Origin of the sequence: Zobellia sp. 1_MG-2023 (genome assembly GCF_030549125.1) — a bacterium.
Classification (GTDB): Bacteria; Bacteroidota; Bacteroidia; order Flavobacteriales; family Flavobacteriaceae; genus Zobellia; species Zobellia russellii.
Window position 1 is genome coordinate 92,888 of the sequence record NZ_JAUOSY010000008.1, and the last position, 17,839, is coordinate 110,726.

General features: G+C 35.3%; 12 protein-coding genes. 9 read left to right on the top strand and 3 right to left on the bottom strand.

Annotated features, from left to right (window positions below):
- Positions 1-3 precede the first annotated feature (3 nt).
- The 3 genes from Q4597_RS15790 to Q4597_RS15800 all read left to right on the top strand — a co-directional run bounded on the left by Q4597_RS15790 (position 4) and on the right by Q4597_RS15800 (position 4,042).
- On the top strand, positions 4-1,308 hold the full coding sequence (locus tag Q4597_RS15790; RefSeq protein ID WP_303407064.1) for a nucleotide sugar dehydrogenase: 1,305 nt from the start codon (positions 4-6) through the stop codon (positions 1,306-1,308).
- A 9-nt stretch (positions 1,309-1,317) separates the two neighbouring features.
- Complete coding sequence (locus Q4597_RS15795; RefSeq protein ID WP_303407066.1) at positions 1,318-2,418, top strand: glycosyltransferase family 4 protein; 1,101 nt, start codon at positions 1,318-1,320, stop codon at positions 2,416-2,418.
- Positions 2,419-2,503: 85 nt separating this feature from the next.
- Positions 2,504-4,042 carry a hypothetical protein gene (locus tag Q4597_RS15800; protein WP_303407068.1) on the top strand — a complete coding sequence of 513 codons (1,539 nt, stop codon included), beginning with the start codon at positions 2,504-2,506 and terminating at the stop codon, positions 4,040-4,042.
- A gap of 83 nt (positions 4,043-4,125) precedes the next feature.
- Here Q4597_RS15800 and Q4597_RS15805 read toward each other — a convergent pair whose 3' ends face one another.
- Positions 4,126-5,232 (bottom strand): glycosyltransferase, encoded by a 1,107-nt coding sequence (locus Q4597_RS15805; protein ID WP_303407070.1) that lies wholly within the window; start codon positions 5,230-5,232, stop codon positions 4,126-4,128.
- 306 nt (positions 5,233-5,538) lie between these two features.
- Between Q4597_RS15805 and Q4597_RS15810 the strand changes: the two genes are divergently transcribed.
- From Q4597_RS15810 to Q4597_RS15835, 6 genes are all read left to right on the top strand, one after another.
- Positions 5,539-6,654, top strand: coding sequence for a glycosyltransferase (locus Q4597_RS15810; RefSeq protein ID WP_303407072.1), 1,116 nt, complete (start codon positions 5,539-5,541; stop codon positions 6,652-6,654).
- A 135-nt stretch (positions 6,655-6,789) separates the two neighbouring features.
- Positions 6,790-7,818 (top strand): heparin lyase I family protein, encoded by a 1,029-nt coding sequence (locus Q4597_RS15815; RefSeq protein ID WP_303407074.1) that lies wholly within the window; start codon positions 6,790-6,792, stop codon positions 7,816-7,818.
- A 280-nt stretch (positions 7,819-8,098) separates the two neighbouring features.
- Positions 8,099-9,103, top strand: a complete 1,005-nt coding sequence (locus tag Q4597_RS15820; protein ID WP_303407077.1) for a heparin lyase I family protein — start codon at positions 8,099-8,101, stop codon at positions 9,101-9,103.
- Positions 9,104-9,413: 310 nt separating this feature from the next.
- Complete coding sequence (locus Q4597_RS15825) at positions 9,414-10,733, top strand: MBOAT family protein (protein WP_368506687.1); 1,320 nt, start codon at positions 9,414-9,416, stop codon at positions 10,731-10,733.
- A 41-nt stretch (positions 10,734-10,774) separates the two neighbouring features.
- Complete coding sequence (locus Q4597_RS15830) at positions 10,775-11,551, top strand: hypothetical protein (RefSeq protein WP_303407081.1); 777 nt, start codon at positions 10,775-10,777, stop codon at positions 11,549-11,551.
- Positions 11,552-11,678: 127 nt separating this feature from the next.
- On the top strand, positions 11,679-15,398 hold the full coding sequence (locus tag Q4597_RS15835; protein WP_303407083.1) for a PKD domain-containing protein: 3,720 nt from the start codon (positions 11,679-11,681) through the stop codon (positions 15,396-15,398).
- A gap of 14 nt (positions 15,399-15,412) precedes the next feature.
- Here the strand turns inward: Q4597_RS15835 and Q4597_RS15840 are convergent, their stop codons facing one another.
- Entirely contained in the window at positions 15,413-16,678 is a 1,266-nt protein-coding gene (locus Q4597_RS15840; RefSeq protein ID WP_303407084.1) for a glycosyltransferase family 39 protein, read from the bottom strand.
- A 16-nt stretch (positions 16,679-16,694) separates the two neighbouring features.
- Positions 16,695-17,759 (bottom strand): glycosyltransferase family 2 protein, encoded by a 1,065-nt coding sequence (locus Q4597_RS15845; RefSeq protein ID WP_303407086.1) that lies wholly within the window; start codon positions 17,757-17,759, stop codon positions 16,695-16,697.
- Positions 17,760-17,839: the final 80 nt, after the last annotated feature.

Below are 17,839 nucleotides of genomic sequence, written 5' to 3' on the forward strand. Positions count from 1 at the left end.
AAAATGAAGATATCAATATTTGGATTAGGATATGTAGGTTGTGTTAGTTTGGCCTGTTTAGCGGAAAATGGTCATAATGTGACCGGGGTTGATGTAGTGCCCCATAAGATTGACCTGATCAATAAGGGAAAGGCAACTATAATCGAAAAGGATATAGATGAGATACTTTTGGCCAATTGGGAAAAAGGGAACATTTCTGCTACTTCAAACTATAAGGAAGCTGTACTTAATACTGAAATATCAATTATTTGCGTAGGAACTCCCTCTGACGTAAACGGACATTTGAACCTTAATGCAATATATCAAACAGCAGAGCAGATAGGTGCGGCTTTAAAAGAAAAAGATGGATTTCACATCGCCATTATTCGTAGTACTGTTCTGCCGGGAACAAATGAAAAAATAGGAAATATTATAGCGGAGCATAGCGGTAAAAAAAGGAATGAAGGGTTTGCGGTAGTTTCTAATCCGGAATTTTTGAGAGAAGGGTCTGCGGTAAAAGATTATTACAATCCGCCAGTTACAGTCATTGGTACTGATAGTGATTTTGCGTCTCAAAAGATATCCGAAATGTACGAAGGAATCAATGCGCCAATAAAAAAGACTAATATAGAAATAGCAGAATTGATCAAGTACGTGAATAATTCGTTTCATGCGCTAAAAGTATCTTTTGCTAATGAGGTGGGTAATATTTGTAAAAAAATGAATATCGACTCCCATGAGCTTATGGATCTTTTTTGTATGGATACGCAATTAAACTTATCTCCTTACTACTTAAAACCAGGTTTTGCGTTTGGAGGTTCTTGCTTGCCAAAAGACCTTAAAGCGTTTAAGACTATGGCTCATGATTTTTATTTAGAAAGCCCAGTTTTAAACTCAATATTGGATTCCAATGAAAGTCAAAAAAATCAAGCACTTAATTTAATTTTAAACAAAAAATCTAAGAAGGTGGGTATCTTAGGTTTAAGTTTTAAAAAGGGCACGGATGATTTGCGCTATAGTCCAGTGGTAGAATTGGCGGAGTCTTTACTTGGAAAAGGGTTTTCAGTATCAATTTATGACAGAAATGTAAATATTTCAAAAATTTCTGGAACCAATAAAGCTTATATAGATAAGCATATTCCTCATTTGTCAGAACTTATCTCAGATGATTTGAAAAAAGTAATTGAAGATTCGGAAACAATTATTATTTCTCATAACGTTCCTGAGTTTAAAGACGTTAATTTGAGGTTTTCCAATAAGCACTTTATAGATCTTGTTAAGGTAAAAGATATTGTACCGAGTGCGAATTATGAAGGTATTTGTTGGTAAACACATAACATGAATAGGAAAATCAAAGTTTTAATACATACACGTAGTTTAAACATACCGGGTGGCAAACAATCCTATCTTTTAGGGCTTGACAAGTATTTTACTAACGAGATATCTTACTTTTATTACGGGACCTTAGAACCTGTTAAAGAGTCTAAATTTGATTTTCTAAAACGCTATTTTGGAGATTACTTCAGATTTTATCGGCAGCTGAGAAAGGAAAGATATGATGTTGTTCATATCAATACTTCGTTTAATCTGAAGTCCTATTTTCGCGATAGTATTTTTACTTTAATCAGTGCGTTGTCCAAAACAAAAACTATTGTGTATTGGCATGGTTGGAATGTAGAGTTTCAAAAAAAGTATGCAGACAAAATTGTACCCTTCTTCCGTTTAACCTTTGGAAAAGCTGATGCAATGATATGTTTGGCAAAGGAGTTTTCTAATAAGCTTATAGATTATAGGTATAGAAAGCCTATCTATACAGAGTCTACAGTGGTGGAAGATTACATAATCAACAGTCAACCTCAGCCAAGACGGCATACTGTAGGTGAGGGTAAAGAAGCTGTCAATGTTCTGTTTTTGTCACGCGTGGAAAGACCTAAAGGTATATTTGAAACTATTGATAGTATTAGAAACCTTCAGGCAAGATACCCAAAAATATCATTAACAATTGCTGGAACAGGAAGTGAGCTCGAAAACGTAAAAGAGTATGTTAAAGATAACAAACTAGAAAATGTTGAATTCCTGGGGTGGATCTCTGGAGAAGAAAAACTTAAAGCTTTAGTTCAATCAGATATTTTTGTTCTAGCATCCTACACGGAAGGAATGCCTATTTGTGTTCTTGAAGCAATGGCAGTGGGGAAGCCTGTTATTACAACAGATGTAGGGGCTATTAAAGACTTTTTTGAGGATGGAGCAATGGGGCTTAAAGTTAAGGTGAAAGATGCTAAGGATATAGAGAAAAAGGTTGAGAAATTGTTCTTAGAGCCAAACTTGAGAGAAATTATGGGAGAATATAATATGAAATATGCAAAGGAACATTTTGCTCCAGAGCAAGTCCGTAAAAGATTGGAGAGTATTTATACAGAAAGCATGAAATCTACTTAAAAAACTAATTTCCATAAAAGAATAAGGCAATTTGGAGTTGCTGAATTTTTAAAGGTTCTATTATCGTTTAAAATATTAACTGTACATGAAAGGTCTTTACTATAACGTTGCTAAAATTACTGATATATGTGATGAGTTTAAGTTTTGCGTAAATAGAGATGCCGAAATCGTATCTGAAGGAAAAGTAAACTTAATTGTATCGGCCAATAGACAGTCTAGTCAATTAGTTGATGAAAATGGTGATACTCTAGTCGTTTATGGTTGGGTTACGTATAATAATAAAATGAACCCCTTAGAGGAAATATTAAATGATTTTAGGGAAATCTTAAAGAATGAAGAACCTTTTGGTAAACTTAAATTTGACTCAGGTAACTTTATAATATACCTTTTAATAAAAGAAACGGAATATATAGTGACAGATCCTTGGGGTTTTGCCGCACACTACGCTAGGTTTGACAACAAAAAAATTGATCAAATTGCGCCATCTCCAGCTTTTATAAAAGAAGGGGCATCTGTAAATAAGTTGTGCGAAAGTATTTTAAATAAAAAAAATCATTTGTTTGGGGACTTGACCTTATACAACGAAATCCTTCGTTTAAGTCCTGGATTTGTTTATGAAATTGACAAAGAAAAAAAAAGTTGTTATTTTAACTATGCTAATAATACGAAGAACTCTTTAGAAGATGCTATGGATGCATTTTCTGCCAATTACGGTTTTGGGAATAATAAGGAGAGGTCCATTTTACCCATTAGCGGAGGTCTTGATTCAAGGTTTATTTTGGGTGTTCATGAATTTAGCTACGGCTATACCTTTGGCCCCAGAGATACGGGAGATAGACCTGTAGCCAGGAATTTCAGGGAATACTTTGATTATTATGACGAATTTTCCTTTAAGGAGTTGACTTATGAGCAAAAAGTAAAGGATTATTCTAGTATTATATTTGATGGTATAAGTCAAAAGCCATTCGCAGAACTATTGGTTGTATATAGAAAGCTTAAGAATTGTTTTCCTGAGGCGGATTTTTTCTATGATGGTTATCTTGGTGATGTGCTTTTACGGGGTACCTATTTCAATCACACCTCATTCAAGGGTAACTTTCAAAAGATTTTTGTGTCCAGTATATATAAAAATTTCACCCCGGAAAAGGTGTTGAAACAAAGATACGCTCAACTAAGTTCAGAAGAGTTCTCTTTGTTATTACATCAGTATAATTCACTTGATGTTATTCAGAACCTAGCAATTCCAGATACTCATAAATTTTTATTGTTTGAAATGCTCTATGGTAGGGGTGCTCGCTATATAGTAAATGGAGGTACGATTATGGCTTCGCAATTTTATACTGTTGTTCAGCCTTTCTTTCAGAACAAAGGTATGTTCGATTACTTGTTTCAACAGTCCGCTAAAGAAATGTTGAACTGGGCTAAAGTTAAAGCGGTTTTCAAATGTCTCCCTAAGTCTTTGTCAATAAAGACCTATTCAGGGTATTCCCCATTATGGCCCGCATTTGTAAATAGACCAGTGATGTTAGGGAATAAAACTTTAAGTAAGTTAGGGATTATAAAGGGGTCACAAAGCTATGATGACGAACTTAAAGATGTTGAATGGCGCGAAATGAAAGATTAGTATACGTCTTTATCTCTAAATAATTGTTTTGTATTATTAGTCCTTCTTAAAAATCGGCTCTATAGTGAAAAAAATGGTTATACTTAGTTTAAAAGTTTTGTGTAAACATCCAAGTATTTTTTGGTCATACCAGTAAGACTAAACTTATTTTGAATATTTTTTTGCCCGGTCTTACCCATGTCAGCTGCTTGATCTTTATTCATTAGGAGATAAAGTATTCTGTTAGAAACGATTTGAGGTGACCTTGCTGGAACGAGAAAACCATTTTCTTTATTAACTACAATTTCATTGGTGCCGCCGCCTTCCGTAGCGATGACTGGTTTGCCTAAGGCCATGTATTCCAATATGGTATTTGAAATGCCTTCACCATGTATTACATTGTTAGTGCACAAAACCCCAATGTCGAAAATATTAATTACGGATTCAACATGGTCTAATCGACCTGTAAAGATAATCTTATTGATATATTTTTTTGGTACTAGATTTTTAATCTGTTCTAGATTGGAACCTTCTCCAATAGCAAAAAATATAACACCATTGTTTTTTTCGAGCACCTGTATGGCAGCTTGAATGAAAGTTAGATAGTCTTTTCGGTCTGCAAAAGCAGCTACCTTACCTACAATTTTTTCAGATTCTATTCCGTATTTTTTTTTGATGATTTCTGGAGAAGTTAAGTTCTTCACGCGGGTATTAAAATCAAAACCATTATATATGGTGATGCTTTTGTGTTTCGGAGCATTAAAAGATTCAAGTCCTGCCATAGAATTGCTAATAATAACATCTGATAATAAAAACGAAATTTGTGAGAGTAAATATTCTTTATGATACCATTTTAAATGGTTGGGTGCGCTTGCAACTTTACTATTTATGAGTTTACACCCCTGTAATATTATAGTGGGGAGAGACAAAATATTGGTCATTAATGACCATGCGTGAACAATGTCGGGTTGGAATTCTTTCGTAACCTTATAAAGGTCGTTCAGTGCAAGTATTTTATTTTTTCGCTTGATTACGTGAATATGAATATTTAAGTTATGTATTTCGGGGTATTCAATTTCATCTTTAAATAGTACTACTTCAAGAATAATAGAAGGAAACTTTAATAAGCCTTTTATTAATTCTATCATTCTTCTCTCTCGCCCGCCTTTTTTAAGGTTGTCATTAAGTAGTAAAACTTTCATTTTGGTCATGAAATCGTGTTAAGCCAATGATTTGGAAAATATCCTTTGCAAAAAAGGGTGAAAATTACGAATTATAGATTTGTAAATGAAGAGAAAGAGGTATTGATTATTTGAAGGAGTGCTGCGTTAAATACGTTTATTAGATTATTACTTTATGGAGAAAAATCTATGTATAGTTTTATGGTTGCGGTTTAATTTAGATTAAATTCGCGTTTAACTTTAATCTAAGATATGACCGAAGGTAAGAAGCACATAATTTTTCTAGGAGAAACTAGATTTCCTTATGGTTTAGCTTCCGTTCAAAGAACAATTTTAATGAGTAAGGCGTTAATTAGTGCAGGGGCGAACGTTACGGTTATTTGTAGGAAAGGTGTTTGGAGGGAGAACGAGCATCCGGATATAAACTATAAAGGGAATTATGAAGGAATTAACTATCTATATTCTTCAAAAACAACTGTAAAACCAAATGGTTTTTTAAAGCGAAATTTAACGAAACTTAAGGGGATTTATGGCGAGTATCAATTTATTAAAAAATTAAAAAAAAATAAGGAACTTAGTTTGGCGATTGTAAGTGAAAGAAATAATATTCACATTTTACGGTACTATATGTACTCTCTTATTTTTGGCTTTCCTATTGTAAATAACTTGGTAGAGATGGCTTCATCATTTCAAAATAAAATTTCATTTCTAAAACGAATAAATAATTATGTCCTCGATAAATGGACTTTGAAGCTATTTAGTGGAGCACTACCCATAAGTGATAAACTCAATCATTATTATAGGAGTATAATCCCATCCAAACCTAGTTTAAAATTGCCTATTCTGTGTGATTATGAAAAATTTGAGATACCTAGGGAAAATAAAGCTCCATATTTCTTGTATTGTGGTAGCATTAATTATTTGGAGGTGATTAATTTTATACTAAAATGTTATAAGAACTTAGAAGAGGGAAAGGCAAAATTGTATATGGTGGTGAGTGGAGATTCTAAAGAAAAAATTCAGGAAATTCAAGATAAAATAAACAATGAATTTGTGGGGGCACCAGTAACTTTATTTACCCGTATACCCTACAGTCAGTTAGTACATTTATATACACATGCTATAGCTTTGTTAATACCATTGAGACCCACATTACAAGATACTTCTCGCTTTCCACATAAAATAGGGGAATATCTGGCTTCAGGAAATCCGGTGATAACAACAAATGTGGGAGAGATAAAAACATACTTTAAGGATAACGAAACCGCTTTGGTGGCAAGTGAATACAAGGTCTCTGATTTTACGGAAAAAATGGAATATGTGCTGAATTTTCCTGAGAAAGCCAAGAGTATTGGTCATAATGGAAAAGAGTTAGGGTTGAGAAATTTTGATTATAAAATACATGGCAGCAGATTGTTGGATTTTTTTGATAGTAAGTATAATCTAAAATAAAAGGTCATTCAAATCAATTTTTGTTCTTTGTCCGTTTAAGGAGCGGGATGGTTTTTTATAGTATTTTGGCTAGAAAATAATCAGAGGAACACATTTTTTGTCTGAGATTTAGCTGTTTGATTAATATTACTTTTAATGCAACTATATATTTTACTTTATTTGGTGTTTTCTTTTAACAGTACACAGGGTGATAGAAGTGGATTAAATTCAGTTTTTTATTCAAATAAAGTGCAGTTTCCCATAAAGGTTCAAAGGGGAAGGAAAAGTGATATAACGAAAGCAAGAAATATTCATGTTAGTAATCAAAATGACACTGTTACTGCAAATATCCCTTGTGAGGTAGGGGGTAAAAAATCTTGGGAAAGTGGTGAAAAAGTATGGTGTTGGTCAAACATTGAGATACCTGAATATTCTTCAAAGACTGGTGTTGAATTGGCCAACGGACAGCTTTTTATCGATTCTGAATGCTATGAAAAGCAAGTGACTGAAGAAAACGGTCAATTGAAGTTTAGTATTAGACATAAGGAACCATATGTGGGTAATTGGTGTTCCAATAATTTTAATTTTAGGGCAGAGGTTCGTACTGCTCCTTGGAATGTTCAGCACCCAGTAGGTACTGAAGAATGGTTTGGCTGGAGTTATACGTTTGGAAAGGATTATCAAATTGATAAGTACAATCAATGGATGTTTTTTCAAGTTCACGGTGGTATAGTTGGGGAAAACCCACTGATTTCTTTACAGATAAATGCTCAGAATTTTAAAGGCGCCTTGCCTGGGGAAATTTATGTTGTAAATGCCGCAAATAATCCAGGACCTAATATTTACATTCCTACTGGATTTTTTCCAAAGGCTAATCAGCGCTTAAATATTGTGGTGCATGTTATTTGGGGAGATAGTGAAAAGGGGCTTTTGGAGGTGTGGATAGATAACAAGAAGGTTTGTTCAGAAAAGGGAAGAACCGTATTCTCATTTCATCCTTTTGGAGGTAATGCCAAATGGGGTATCTACAAATGGCCGTGGAAGCATAAAACCCGTGTAAAACAGTCTCTGAGTCAAGGAATTAAAAAACTGGAAACCTATATGGGGCCTCTTCGTGTCATTACCAGACAACCAGATGACAAAGGCTATGGGGCAAATTCTTACTTCTTGGTGGTCCCAGATTAAAAGAAGTCTCTACTTCATATTAGATTTAATTATCTACTTCACATTAAGATATTTTTCGATTAACGGCACACTACTTTTCGATGTATAGCACTTCTCAGCAGCACTAAATAATATTTGCACTCGTTTTATATCACCTATTCAACCATGATCCCGTTTTTAATTAGGGATACTTTTAAGCAATTTTAATTGTGGATTGGTTGTGGGAAATTTTGAGCTTATTGCCCTTGTGTTAGTGCATTGGTAGTACGGTTTTCACTTTATAATTTAAAACTGCTGCCTTATGAAGTCCTTGCAAATTGTAGTCCTTTTGTTAATATTCCTTTCTTGTGGCAAGGATGATTTAGGAATCAATAAAACGTTAGACAATAATAATGATGCAAGAAATTTAGAAATTCAAGATGGATTTACAGAAAAATCAAATGATTCTATTTCTTCAAAAACAGGTTTTAACAAAATTCAATGTGGGCAAGGAGGAGGCAAAGCCAATAAAACGGGGGCGAAAATATGGTGTTGGAACGATTTAAATATACCAAATTATTCCAATAAAAAAGGTGTGGAGTTGGCCGGTGGTGATTTATTTATAGATTCCGAATGTTATGAAAAGCAGATATTATCTAGTGGAGATATGTTGAAGTTTAGACTTGACCCTACGAATCCCGCTACTCAAAGTTGGTGTGGTAGAGATTTTAATATGAGGGCGGAAATTAGAACTGCTCCTTGGAATATTCGACACTCAAAAGGCACTGAAGAATGGTTTGGTTGGAGCTATACCTTTGGAGAAAATTATAAAATAGACAAAAATAATCAATGGAAGTTTTTTCAGGTACATCCTGGAATTACCGGACAGCCACCTCAGATAGGCCTTGAAATTACCCACGAGACCCAATTCTGGGATCACCCAGGGGGCGAAATATATGTAACCAATGCAGGAGGATCCTTAAATTATTCGCCAACAGGGGTTGTTCCTAAAGCGGGGCAGACAGTCAATATAGTCGTTCATGTTGTATGGGGAGATGATACGAATGGTTTGTTGCAAGTATGGATGGACGATAAAAAGGTTTATGATAAGCAGGTGTCAACGGTTTTGGCAGATTACCCTTGGGGTGGTAATGCCAAATGGGGTATTTATAAATGGCCATGGGCCAAGGCCGATGCTGTTGTTAAATCTAAGGAACAGGGTATTGAATCTTTAGAAACTTATATGGGGTCTTTGCGAATAGTTACTAGAAAACCTGGTGATTCCAACTATAAAAAAGATGCATATGAAATAGTCAGACCTAACTAATGTTGGTTAAAAATTATAAAACTATGACTTCTTAAAGTCAAACAAAGTTGCCCTACTAAATTTGAATAGTGAAAACGGTTCTTCTTATCTGAAAAACTGAAAAATTAACCTTAGTTTTGACGCTTGTAACAAATTCCCCGATTTGTAGGTTTAAATTTAAACTTTATCTGTTTAAAATGGCTTAAACAAAGGGCCTAACAATTAAGAAGTGTTATTTAATTCAATTGAATTTCTTATTTTTTTACCAATAGTTTTTTTTCTCTATTGGTTTATTTTCAGTAAAAAATTGAAGTATCAAAATCTTTTGATTTTGGTTAGTTCATATGTTTTTTATGGTTGGTGGGATTATCGGTTTCTTCTTCTTATTATCCTCTCTACTATTGTTGATTATTTTGTAGGTATAGAGGTTCAAAGGCAATCGGACTTAAGTAAGAAAAAATACCTCCTATGGGCGAGTATGTTGTTTAATCTTGGGGTCTTGGGAGTGTTCAAGTATTATAACTTTTTTGTCCAATCATGGGTTGAAATGTTCCATTGGTTTGGGTATGAAATGAAGAATAGCTGGACGCTGAACATTATTCTTCCAGTAGGGATATCGTTTTACACGTTTCAGACAATGTCTTATACGATAGATGTTTACAGAGGAAACTTAAAGCCTACCAAAGATTTCATTTCTTTTGCTTCTTTTGTTTCTTTTTTTCCTCAACTGGTTGCAGGTCCAATAGAGCGCGCAACTAATTTACTGCCTCAAATACTCAATAAAAGGGTGTTTAATTCTAAAATTGCTGAACAGGGTGTGCGTTTAATAGTGTGGGGCATGTTCAAAAAGGTAGTAATAGCAGATTCTTTAGCACCAGTAGTTGACAATATTTTTTCGGATTACACAGCGTTTGACGGAGGTACACTTTTATTGGGGGCCATTTATTTTGCGTTCCAGATCTATTGTGATTTTAGCGGTTATTCAGATATTGCTATAGGTATATCTAAGTTGTTTGGCTTTGAGCTAATGTCCAATTTCAAATTTCCATACTTCTCACGTAATATCGGCGAATTTTGGCGTAGATGGCATATTTCTTTATCAACATGGTTTAGAGACTATCTGTATATACCACTAGGGGGCTCTAGAGTTGGGAAATGGTTCTCCCTTAGAAATATCTTTATCATATTTTTAGTTAGTGGTTTTTGGCACGGTGCAAATTGGACGTTCGTAATATGGGGTTTTATTCATGCGTTTCTCTACGTTCCATCGTTTGTACTAAAAACTAATAGAAAGTATCTGAGTGAAGTAGTGGCAGAAGATAGTCTGTTGCCGTCATTTAAGGAAATTTGGCAGATGGGGGTTAACTTTTTCTTTGTGGTAATTGCATGGGTTTTCTTTAGAAGTGAAAACGCTTTGCAGGCATTTGATTACATTAAACGTATTTTTTCTGAATTTTCTGTTCACGTGTCCTATAAGTATTATCTGTTCTATTATATATTGCCTTTAGTGCTATTGGAATGGGTTTTTAGAAAGGATGAACGCCTATCTCATGTGAACAAAGCTTTTTGGTTTGGGTTATCAGTAGTATTATTAATTTTCATAACGGCCAAATTTGGAGGGCAAAAATCATTTATATACTTTCAATTTTGAGGAATTTTTTCAAGCATATCGTCATATTTTTTATTGTGCCAATGGGTCTGGTAATTGCTTTTTTTAATACAAAATTGGCTTTACAATTAAATGAGTCCAAAGAGGTGTATGATCTTGTTGAGAAGGTAAAAAACAATACGGTTAACTCAACAACGGTTCTGTTGGGAGATTCTGTTTGCCGTCAATTTTTTGGTAGTAAAAAAAGCGATGATGTTTATTGTTTATGTGAAAATCAAAGCTATGAAGTTGTTGGTAATTACCTTCTTCTATTAAATCTGATAGAGAATAAATCCACGTTTAAGAATTTAATCTTAGTGATAAATCCAAGAACATTAGTATCGTCACTTAATCAGCCATATACATATAATTATTTTGTCAAGCCTTTTGAGTCAGAACTTGATAGATTGGAATTTAATGAGTTAACCTATATTGAAAATACCTTTCCATCGGAAGATGTTTTGAAATATAAGTTTTCCAACTTTGAGCTAAAGGATGCCTTTGATATTATGAATGATACAATGAGCACACCTTATAAAATATCAGAGGTAAATTTAAAATATCTTAAAAAGATTGATTCGGTCTGTAAAAGTGAGCAGATTAAATACAAAATGGTTTCTCCACCACTTCCCGCTTCAAACGAAGGCTTTATGGCTAATATGAAACAAAATAATCCTGAAAATCTTTTGACCGATTATTTCAGTTCAGTAGTATTCTATGATGATAAGGAGAGTAAAGATGGTTTGCATCATAAAGAACCAGAGAAATACATAGCCGATAATAAAGAGGAATTAGATACACTAGTTAGCTTTCATAGGTAAATTAGGAGATTCTATAGTTTTTGTGCGGTTAAACGATTTTTTCATACGTTTGGTCGACCAAAATGACTACTTGTTTCGTATATAGGCTCGAACCTATCTATGAAAAATAAATTTCCCCAGATTACTTATGAACATTAGCCCCAAACGAACGTTCGCTTATATTTCTTTTTGTGCAGGCCTTACTTTTTTGTTAAACCTTGCCTGTAGTAAAGACGTAGAAACTTTAAGAGAAGCTGTAATTAGCAAAGATATCAGTCCTGTTGTAGATCAAGAAACACCTTCCGGTAGTCAGCAAGATAGTCTTGAGGTAGAAGTTGAAGAACCACAGGTTAAGGACTCGGTTATAGTTGAAACCGAAATTAGGACATTTGTTTTTTATCCAATAAACGATGCATATCTACAGAATGGTAAGGGGTATAATGAGCCAATTGTTAGGCTCGAAGAGGAGCGAAGAACAAGCTATCTAATGTTTGATTTTAGCCCAATAGATTCTATTGGGGGTACTATTAATGCGGCAACCTTGATGTTCACGATTAATACGGATGATGGAAATGGCGAAGTAGATGTTTATAGGGGTGAGTCGAGTAATTGGTCGGAAACTGATCTTAGTGAAAAATCTGCTCCCGAGACAGGAGGTTTGTTAGGGGTTGCCAAGCAAGAATATAGAATAGGAACGGAAGTTTCAATTGATTTGGAAGTTGGGGAACTTCAGTTGGAGCCTGTTACTTTTATATTAGATCATAAGGACGGTGATGATTTGGCATTTGCTTCAAAAGAACATGAAAGTCAAGCAGGAAGTAGTTTAGTAGTTGAATATGAAGTGCCAATTGGTGCAGATGATATTGCATTATTTGTAACGTCTCCGAAGGAAGTTGACGATGAGACTCAAAATCCGAATAACATAGAAGAAGATAATACTACTGTAGAAGAGGCCCCAAAAGAGGTTCCTGCCGAAGAGGAGGAAGATAGTTCAGAGCAAAATGAGCCTACAACAGAAGAGGAGGAGGAAGTAGATGTTGACGAGGAAACTCCACAGGAGGTTCCTACCGATGCCTCTGAAAACGAGCCGGACCAAGATACGACGACAGACAATAAGGGAGAGGACAATACAGATTCTAATATTGATGCGCTTCCAAACACTCCATTTCCAAAAAATGAACCTCCTGTGGCAATAGCTAACGCTTCTCCGGTAAATGGGCAAGCTCCTTTAAAAGTTTCTTTTTCAGGTATTGATTCTTCAGATGATAAAGCTATTGTTTCTTACAAATGGAATTTTGAGGATGGCCAGACAGGTAATACAGCGGAAATTGAACACACTTTTGATAAAGCCGGCTCTTATGAGGTTACTTTGGTAACAAAGGATGAAGAGGGAATCTCTGCTTCAGATGTAATAATGATAACCGTAGAAGAATCAAAGGGGAATACAGCTCCTGTAGCTAAGCTAAGTGCAAGCAAAACCTCTGGAACTCTTCCCTTGGCGGTGAAGTTTACGGGAAGCGGATCAACCGATGATACTGGCGTCACGGCTTATTCTTGGGATTTCAAGGACGGGAATAGTTCGGATAAGTCCGATCCTTCACACACTTTTGAATCTGCTGGCTCTTATGAAGTAGAGCTAACGGTTACGGATGCAGGAGGCCTTAAGAATAAGGAAACTGTTTCCATTACTGTAGAATCAAAGGAAAATGGAGCTCCTGTAGCCAAGCCAAGTGCAAGCAAAACCTCTGGAACACTTCCTTTGACGGTGAACTTTACGGGAAGTGGATCAACCGATGATACTGGCGTCACTGCTTATTCTTGGGATTTCAAGGATGGGAATAGTTCGGATAAGCCCGATCCTTCGCACACTTTTGACTCTGCTGGCTCATATGAAGTAGAGCTTACGGTTACGGATGCAGAAGGCCTTAAGAATAAGGAAACTGTTTCCATTACTGTAGAATCAAAGGAAAATGGAGCTCCTGTAGCTAAGCTAAGTGCAAGTAAAACCTCAGGAACACTTCCTTTGACGGTGAACTTTACGGGAAGCGGATCAACCGATGATACTGGCGTTACCGCTTATTCCTGGGATTTCAAGGACGGGAATAGTTCGGATAAGCCCGATCCTTCACATACTTTTGAATCTGCTGGCTCATATGAAGTAGAGCTTACGGTTACGGATGAAGAGGGCCTTAAGAATAAGGAAACTGTTTCCATTATTGTAGAATCAAAGGAAAATGGAGCTCCAGTAGCCAAGCTAAGTGCAAGTAAAACCTCTGGAACACTTCCTTTGACGGTGAACTTTACGGGAAGCGGGTCAACCGATGATACTGGCGTTACCGCTTATTCTTGGGATTTCAAGGATGGGAATAGTTCGGATAAGTCCGACCCTTTGCACACTTTTGACTCTGCTGGCTCATATGAAGTAGAGCTAACGGTTACGGATGCAGAAGGCCTTAAGGACACGAAAACTGTTTCTATTAGGGTTGATGCTCCTGCAAATCAACCGCCTATAGCAAAAGTTGGAGCAAGTACGCAATCGGGTCAGGCACCTTTAACAATTAATTTTACTGGAAGTAACTCAAGCGATGATATAGGGGTTACAGCATATATGTGGGATTTTAAGGATGGTTCAACATCTAATAAATCCAATCCGTCACATACGTTTGATTCAGCCGGTACATACGAAGTGGAACTAACAGTTGCTGATGTTGACGGACTTCAAAATAAGGAAACAATAACTGTTAATGTTCAGGCGCCAGTCAATAACCCTCCGGTTGCTGTAGCACATGCAAACACCCTTTCAGGTGAAGCACCGTTGGCTGTAAGTTTTACAGGTAGCGACTCGTCAGATGATAAAGGAGTTACTCGTTATGATTGGAATATTTCAGGAAATTATTCTAATGAAGTAAACCCATCACATGTCTTTACTGCTCCTGGGTTTTATGATGTTTCACTAACTGTAACTGATGAAGAAGGGCTTACTAGTATTACATCATTAAGTGTAGATGTAACTCAGCCCAAAGTAGAAGGCCCTATTGATTGTAGCGTTGGGGGTAAAACTGCTGGGGAAACAGGTGAAAAAGTATGGTGTTGGCAAAATATTGATATACCTAGTTATTCTGGTCGTCAAGGTATTCCATTGGCCAATGAGGAACTGTACATAGATTCGGAATGTAATGAAAATCAAATAACCAAGAGTGGTAGTAGATTAAGGTTTCGCTTGGACCCGACAAATAATGTTTCTACAGGAAGTTGGTGTAGAAGAGATTATAATATGAGAGCTGAAATAAGAACTGCACCTTGGGATATTAGGCTTCCAAAAGGTACTGAAGAATGGTTCGGGTGGAGTTATACTTTTGGAAACAACTATGAAATTGATAAAAACAACCAATGGAAGTTTTTTCAGGTTCATCCTGGAGTTACTGGACTGCCACCTCAGATAGGATTGGAAATTACTCATGAGAATCAGTTTAGGGATCATGAAGCTGGTGAAATATATGTTACTAATGCAGGAGGATCTTTAAATTATACTCCTACAGGAGTTGTCCCAAGAGCGGGCCAAACTATAGATGTTGTAGTTCACGCTATTTGGGAGGATAATTCAAAGGGTCTTTTACAAGTCTGGATAGATGGAAATCTCGTTTATGATAAACAGGTTTCTACATTAATAGCGGGATATCCATGGGGAGGAAATGCCAAATGGGGCATTTACAAATGGCCTTGGGCCAAAGCGAATGCTGTGGCCAAATCTAAGCAACAAGGAATTAATTCTATGGAAACTTATATGGGCTCCTTAAGAATAGTTACAAGGAAACCAGGTGATAAGGATTATAAAAAAGACGCATATTCCTTGGTGGCTCCAAATTAAACAGTAAGATTGAGCTAGTCCGATTTCTTTATTTTTAACGAAATAAATTTATTAATTATAACAATAATTATAAACAGTAAAATGGGAATTGCTGGTGATAGATGGCGAACTCTTCCATCTAATAAGGTCAATCCACCCATAAATATAATTGATAAAAGTCCAAGGAAATAAATCTCAAAAGGAACTGATTTTAAATTGTGATATATCAAATAAAGGGTAAGTAAGAGTAAAGTCAATAAAAGTGTATTAGGTATAATGTATACTAAAGATGTAGTTTTTTGTGGCGTATAGGAGTAAGGGTAATTAAAAAAAAGTCTAGCTCCACTTGAAATTGTGTTTTCTAAATATTTAAGAGGGTGTTTTTTAATATTCGCTATAGCTTTTTGTTTGTAAAGACTATCTTGTTTTACTGGAGTTAATAGGGAAATACTGTCAAGAAAAGCTTTGTGGTTCTTTCCAAATGTATTTAACCCAAAATGTTCAGTATCTTCAGTATTATAAATTAATGTTTTATCCATCCAGTTTCCTACCTCATTTGGAAATGGTGTAGATCTATGGTACAATATGCTTCCGCCTTGTGTTCCCCAATAGAAGAGTTTACCTGTTAAGGAGTAAGTGTAAAATAGGAAAGGTGAACAAATGACTAGGGCTCCAGTCAATGTTAATACTGCTAATTTTGATTCTTTTGATTTTGTCCAAATGAAATGAATTAAATAAACAATCAGGCAAAATAAAAGGACATACCCAAAAATAACTTTGGTTAATGTTGCCAATCCTAGGAATATAATAGCCAAAAATAAATTAGTATAGTTTATGTGTTTTGACTTGTACAATTTGATGACATTGTAGATGAACCCACATATTAAGAATAAAACTAAAGGCTCTGACAAAAGTAAAACAGAGTACTTTATGAATGGGGGGTACAGTCCCAATATATATGCAAGAATAAGAGATTTTTGAAGAGAAATATAGAGTCTAAGCGTTTTAAAAAAAAACAAGACAGCACCTAGCAGAAGTAATGAATTTAATAGTTTAATTAATATTAAAGGAAAATCTAGAAGGACAAATGGAGTTATAAAAATAGGATAACCAGGTCCGTTACCTATTTCTGGGTTCTCTGCACTTGTATAGTAACCCTGAACTAAATTGTTGGCATAATGCATATGTCGCATTTCGTCACCAACCAACTCGTTTGATGAAAAAACGGTTATTATAATCAAATAAATTCCTAAAAGCGGAAAAAAGAAAAACTGTTCTCTTGAGAAAATTATTTTTTTCATTTAGTACTAATTTTGATTATAATTTTTTTGTTTTTTTAAGGATTTCAGAGTTTAGATGAAACAATTCATCAAAATACCTTTTCTTTTGGAGCGATATAAACCCAAGTCCAAATAGTTGAATAGAAATTATCATTGCGGTACCACCTACAATAAATGAGTATGGCCTTTGGCGAAACACTTCAGAAATAGCAGCGGCAAATCTATGACCGAAACCTTTGGTTAGCTCGGCCGTCATTGGATAAAGTTGAATTGCATCAATAACAATCCATAAAATCATGTAAAAGGAAGGGAGAAAGATAAGTAGCCCCAATATCCAAAAGAACATATAGGGCCTGAACATAAAACTGTTAGCCAAACCATTAAATATGCCCATAACAATACGTAAACTTGAGGTACGTATCTTACCAAGCTTTTGTTGTTCGGACCAATCTAGATGTGCAGGTATTTCTATAACTCTGGCTCTTAAAATATATGCTTTCAATAAAATCTCAGTATTTATATCAAAAGTACTAGATTTTGTGTTTAACGAACGTATAAAATCGCCATTATAGGCTCTTACCATACCCGTAAAAGTGTAGATGTTAAGCCTTGAAGCTTTTCGCATCATAAAGTTTACCGTCTTGCTTAACAATAGTCTCAGTTTTGGAACCGCGGTGTTCTTGCCCCCTTTCATATAAGGAGAGGCAATAACCATATCAGCCTGAGTGGTCTTTATTTCAGATAATAATTTTTCTATATGGTCTGGGGAATAACTTAGGTCAATATCCAGAACAATAACATAGTCACCGTTGCTATGCTTGAAACCGGTTCTCAACGCAGTTCCTAAATTTCTATTTACGATATGGTGATAGGCGCTTAAATTGGATTTTGCTTCCGCTAAAGCATCTGCTATGAATCGCGTGTTGTCCGTACTACCATCGTTTACGATAATAATTTCCCATGCGTATAAATCCTTTAGAGTTTCTAAATAGTCATAAAGGAGGGATACGTTATTTTCAAGTATTGCTTCTTCGTTAAAAGCAGGTAATATGATAGAAACAAGAGATTGTTTTAAATCGATTTTATTGATGGTGGTAGGCATATTGGTATCTTGTTTTCAGGTAGGTACAGGCACACAATAGTATAGGTTTTACGTATGTGATAATGGTAACAAGTTCAAAA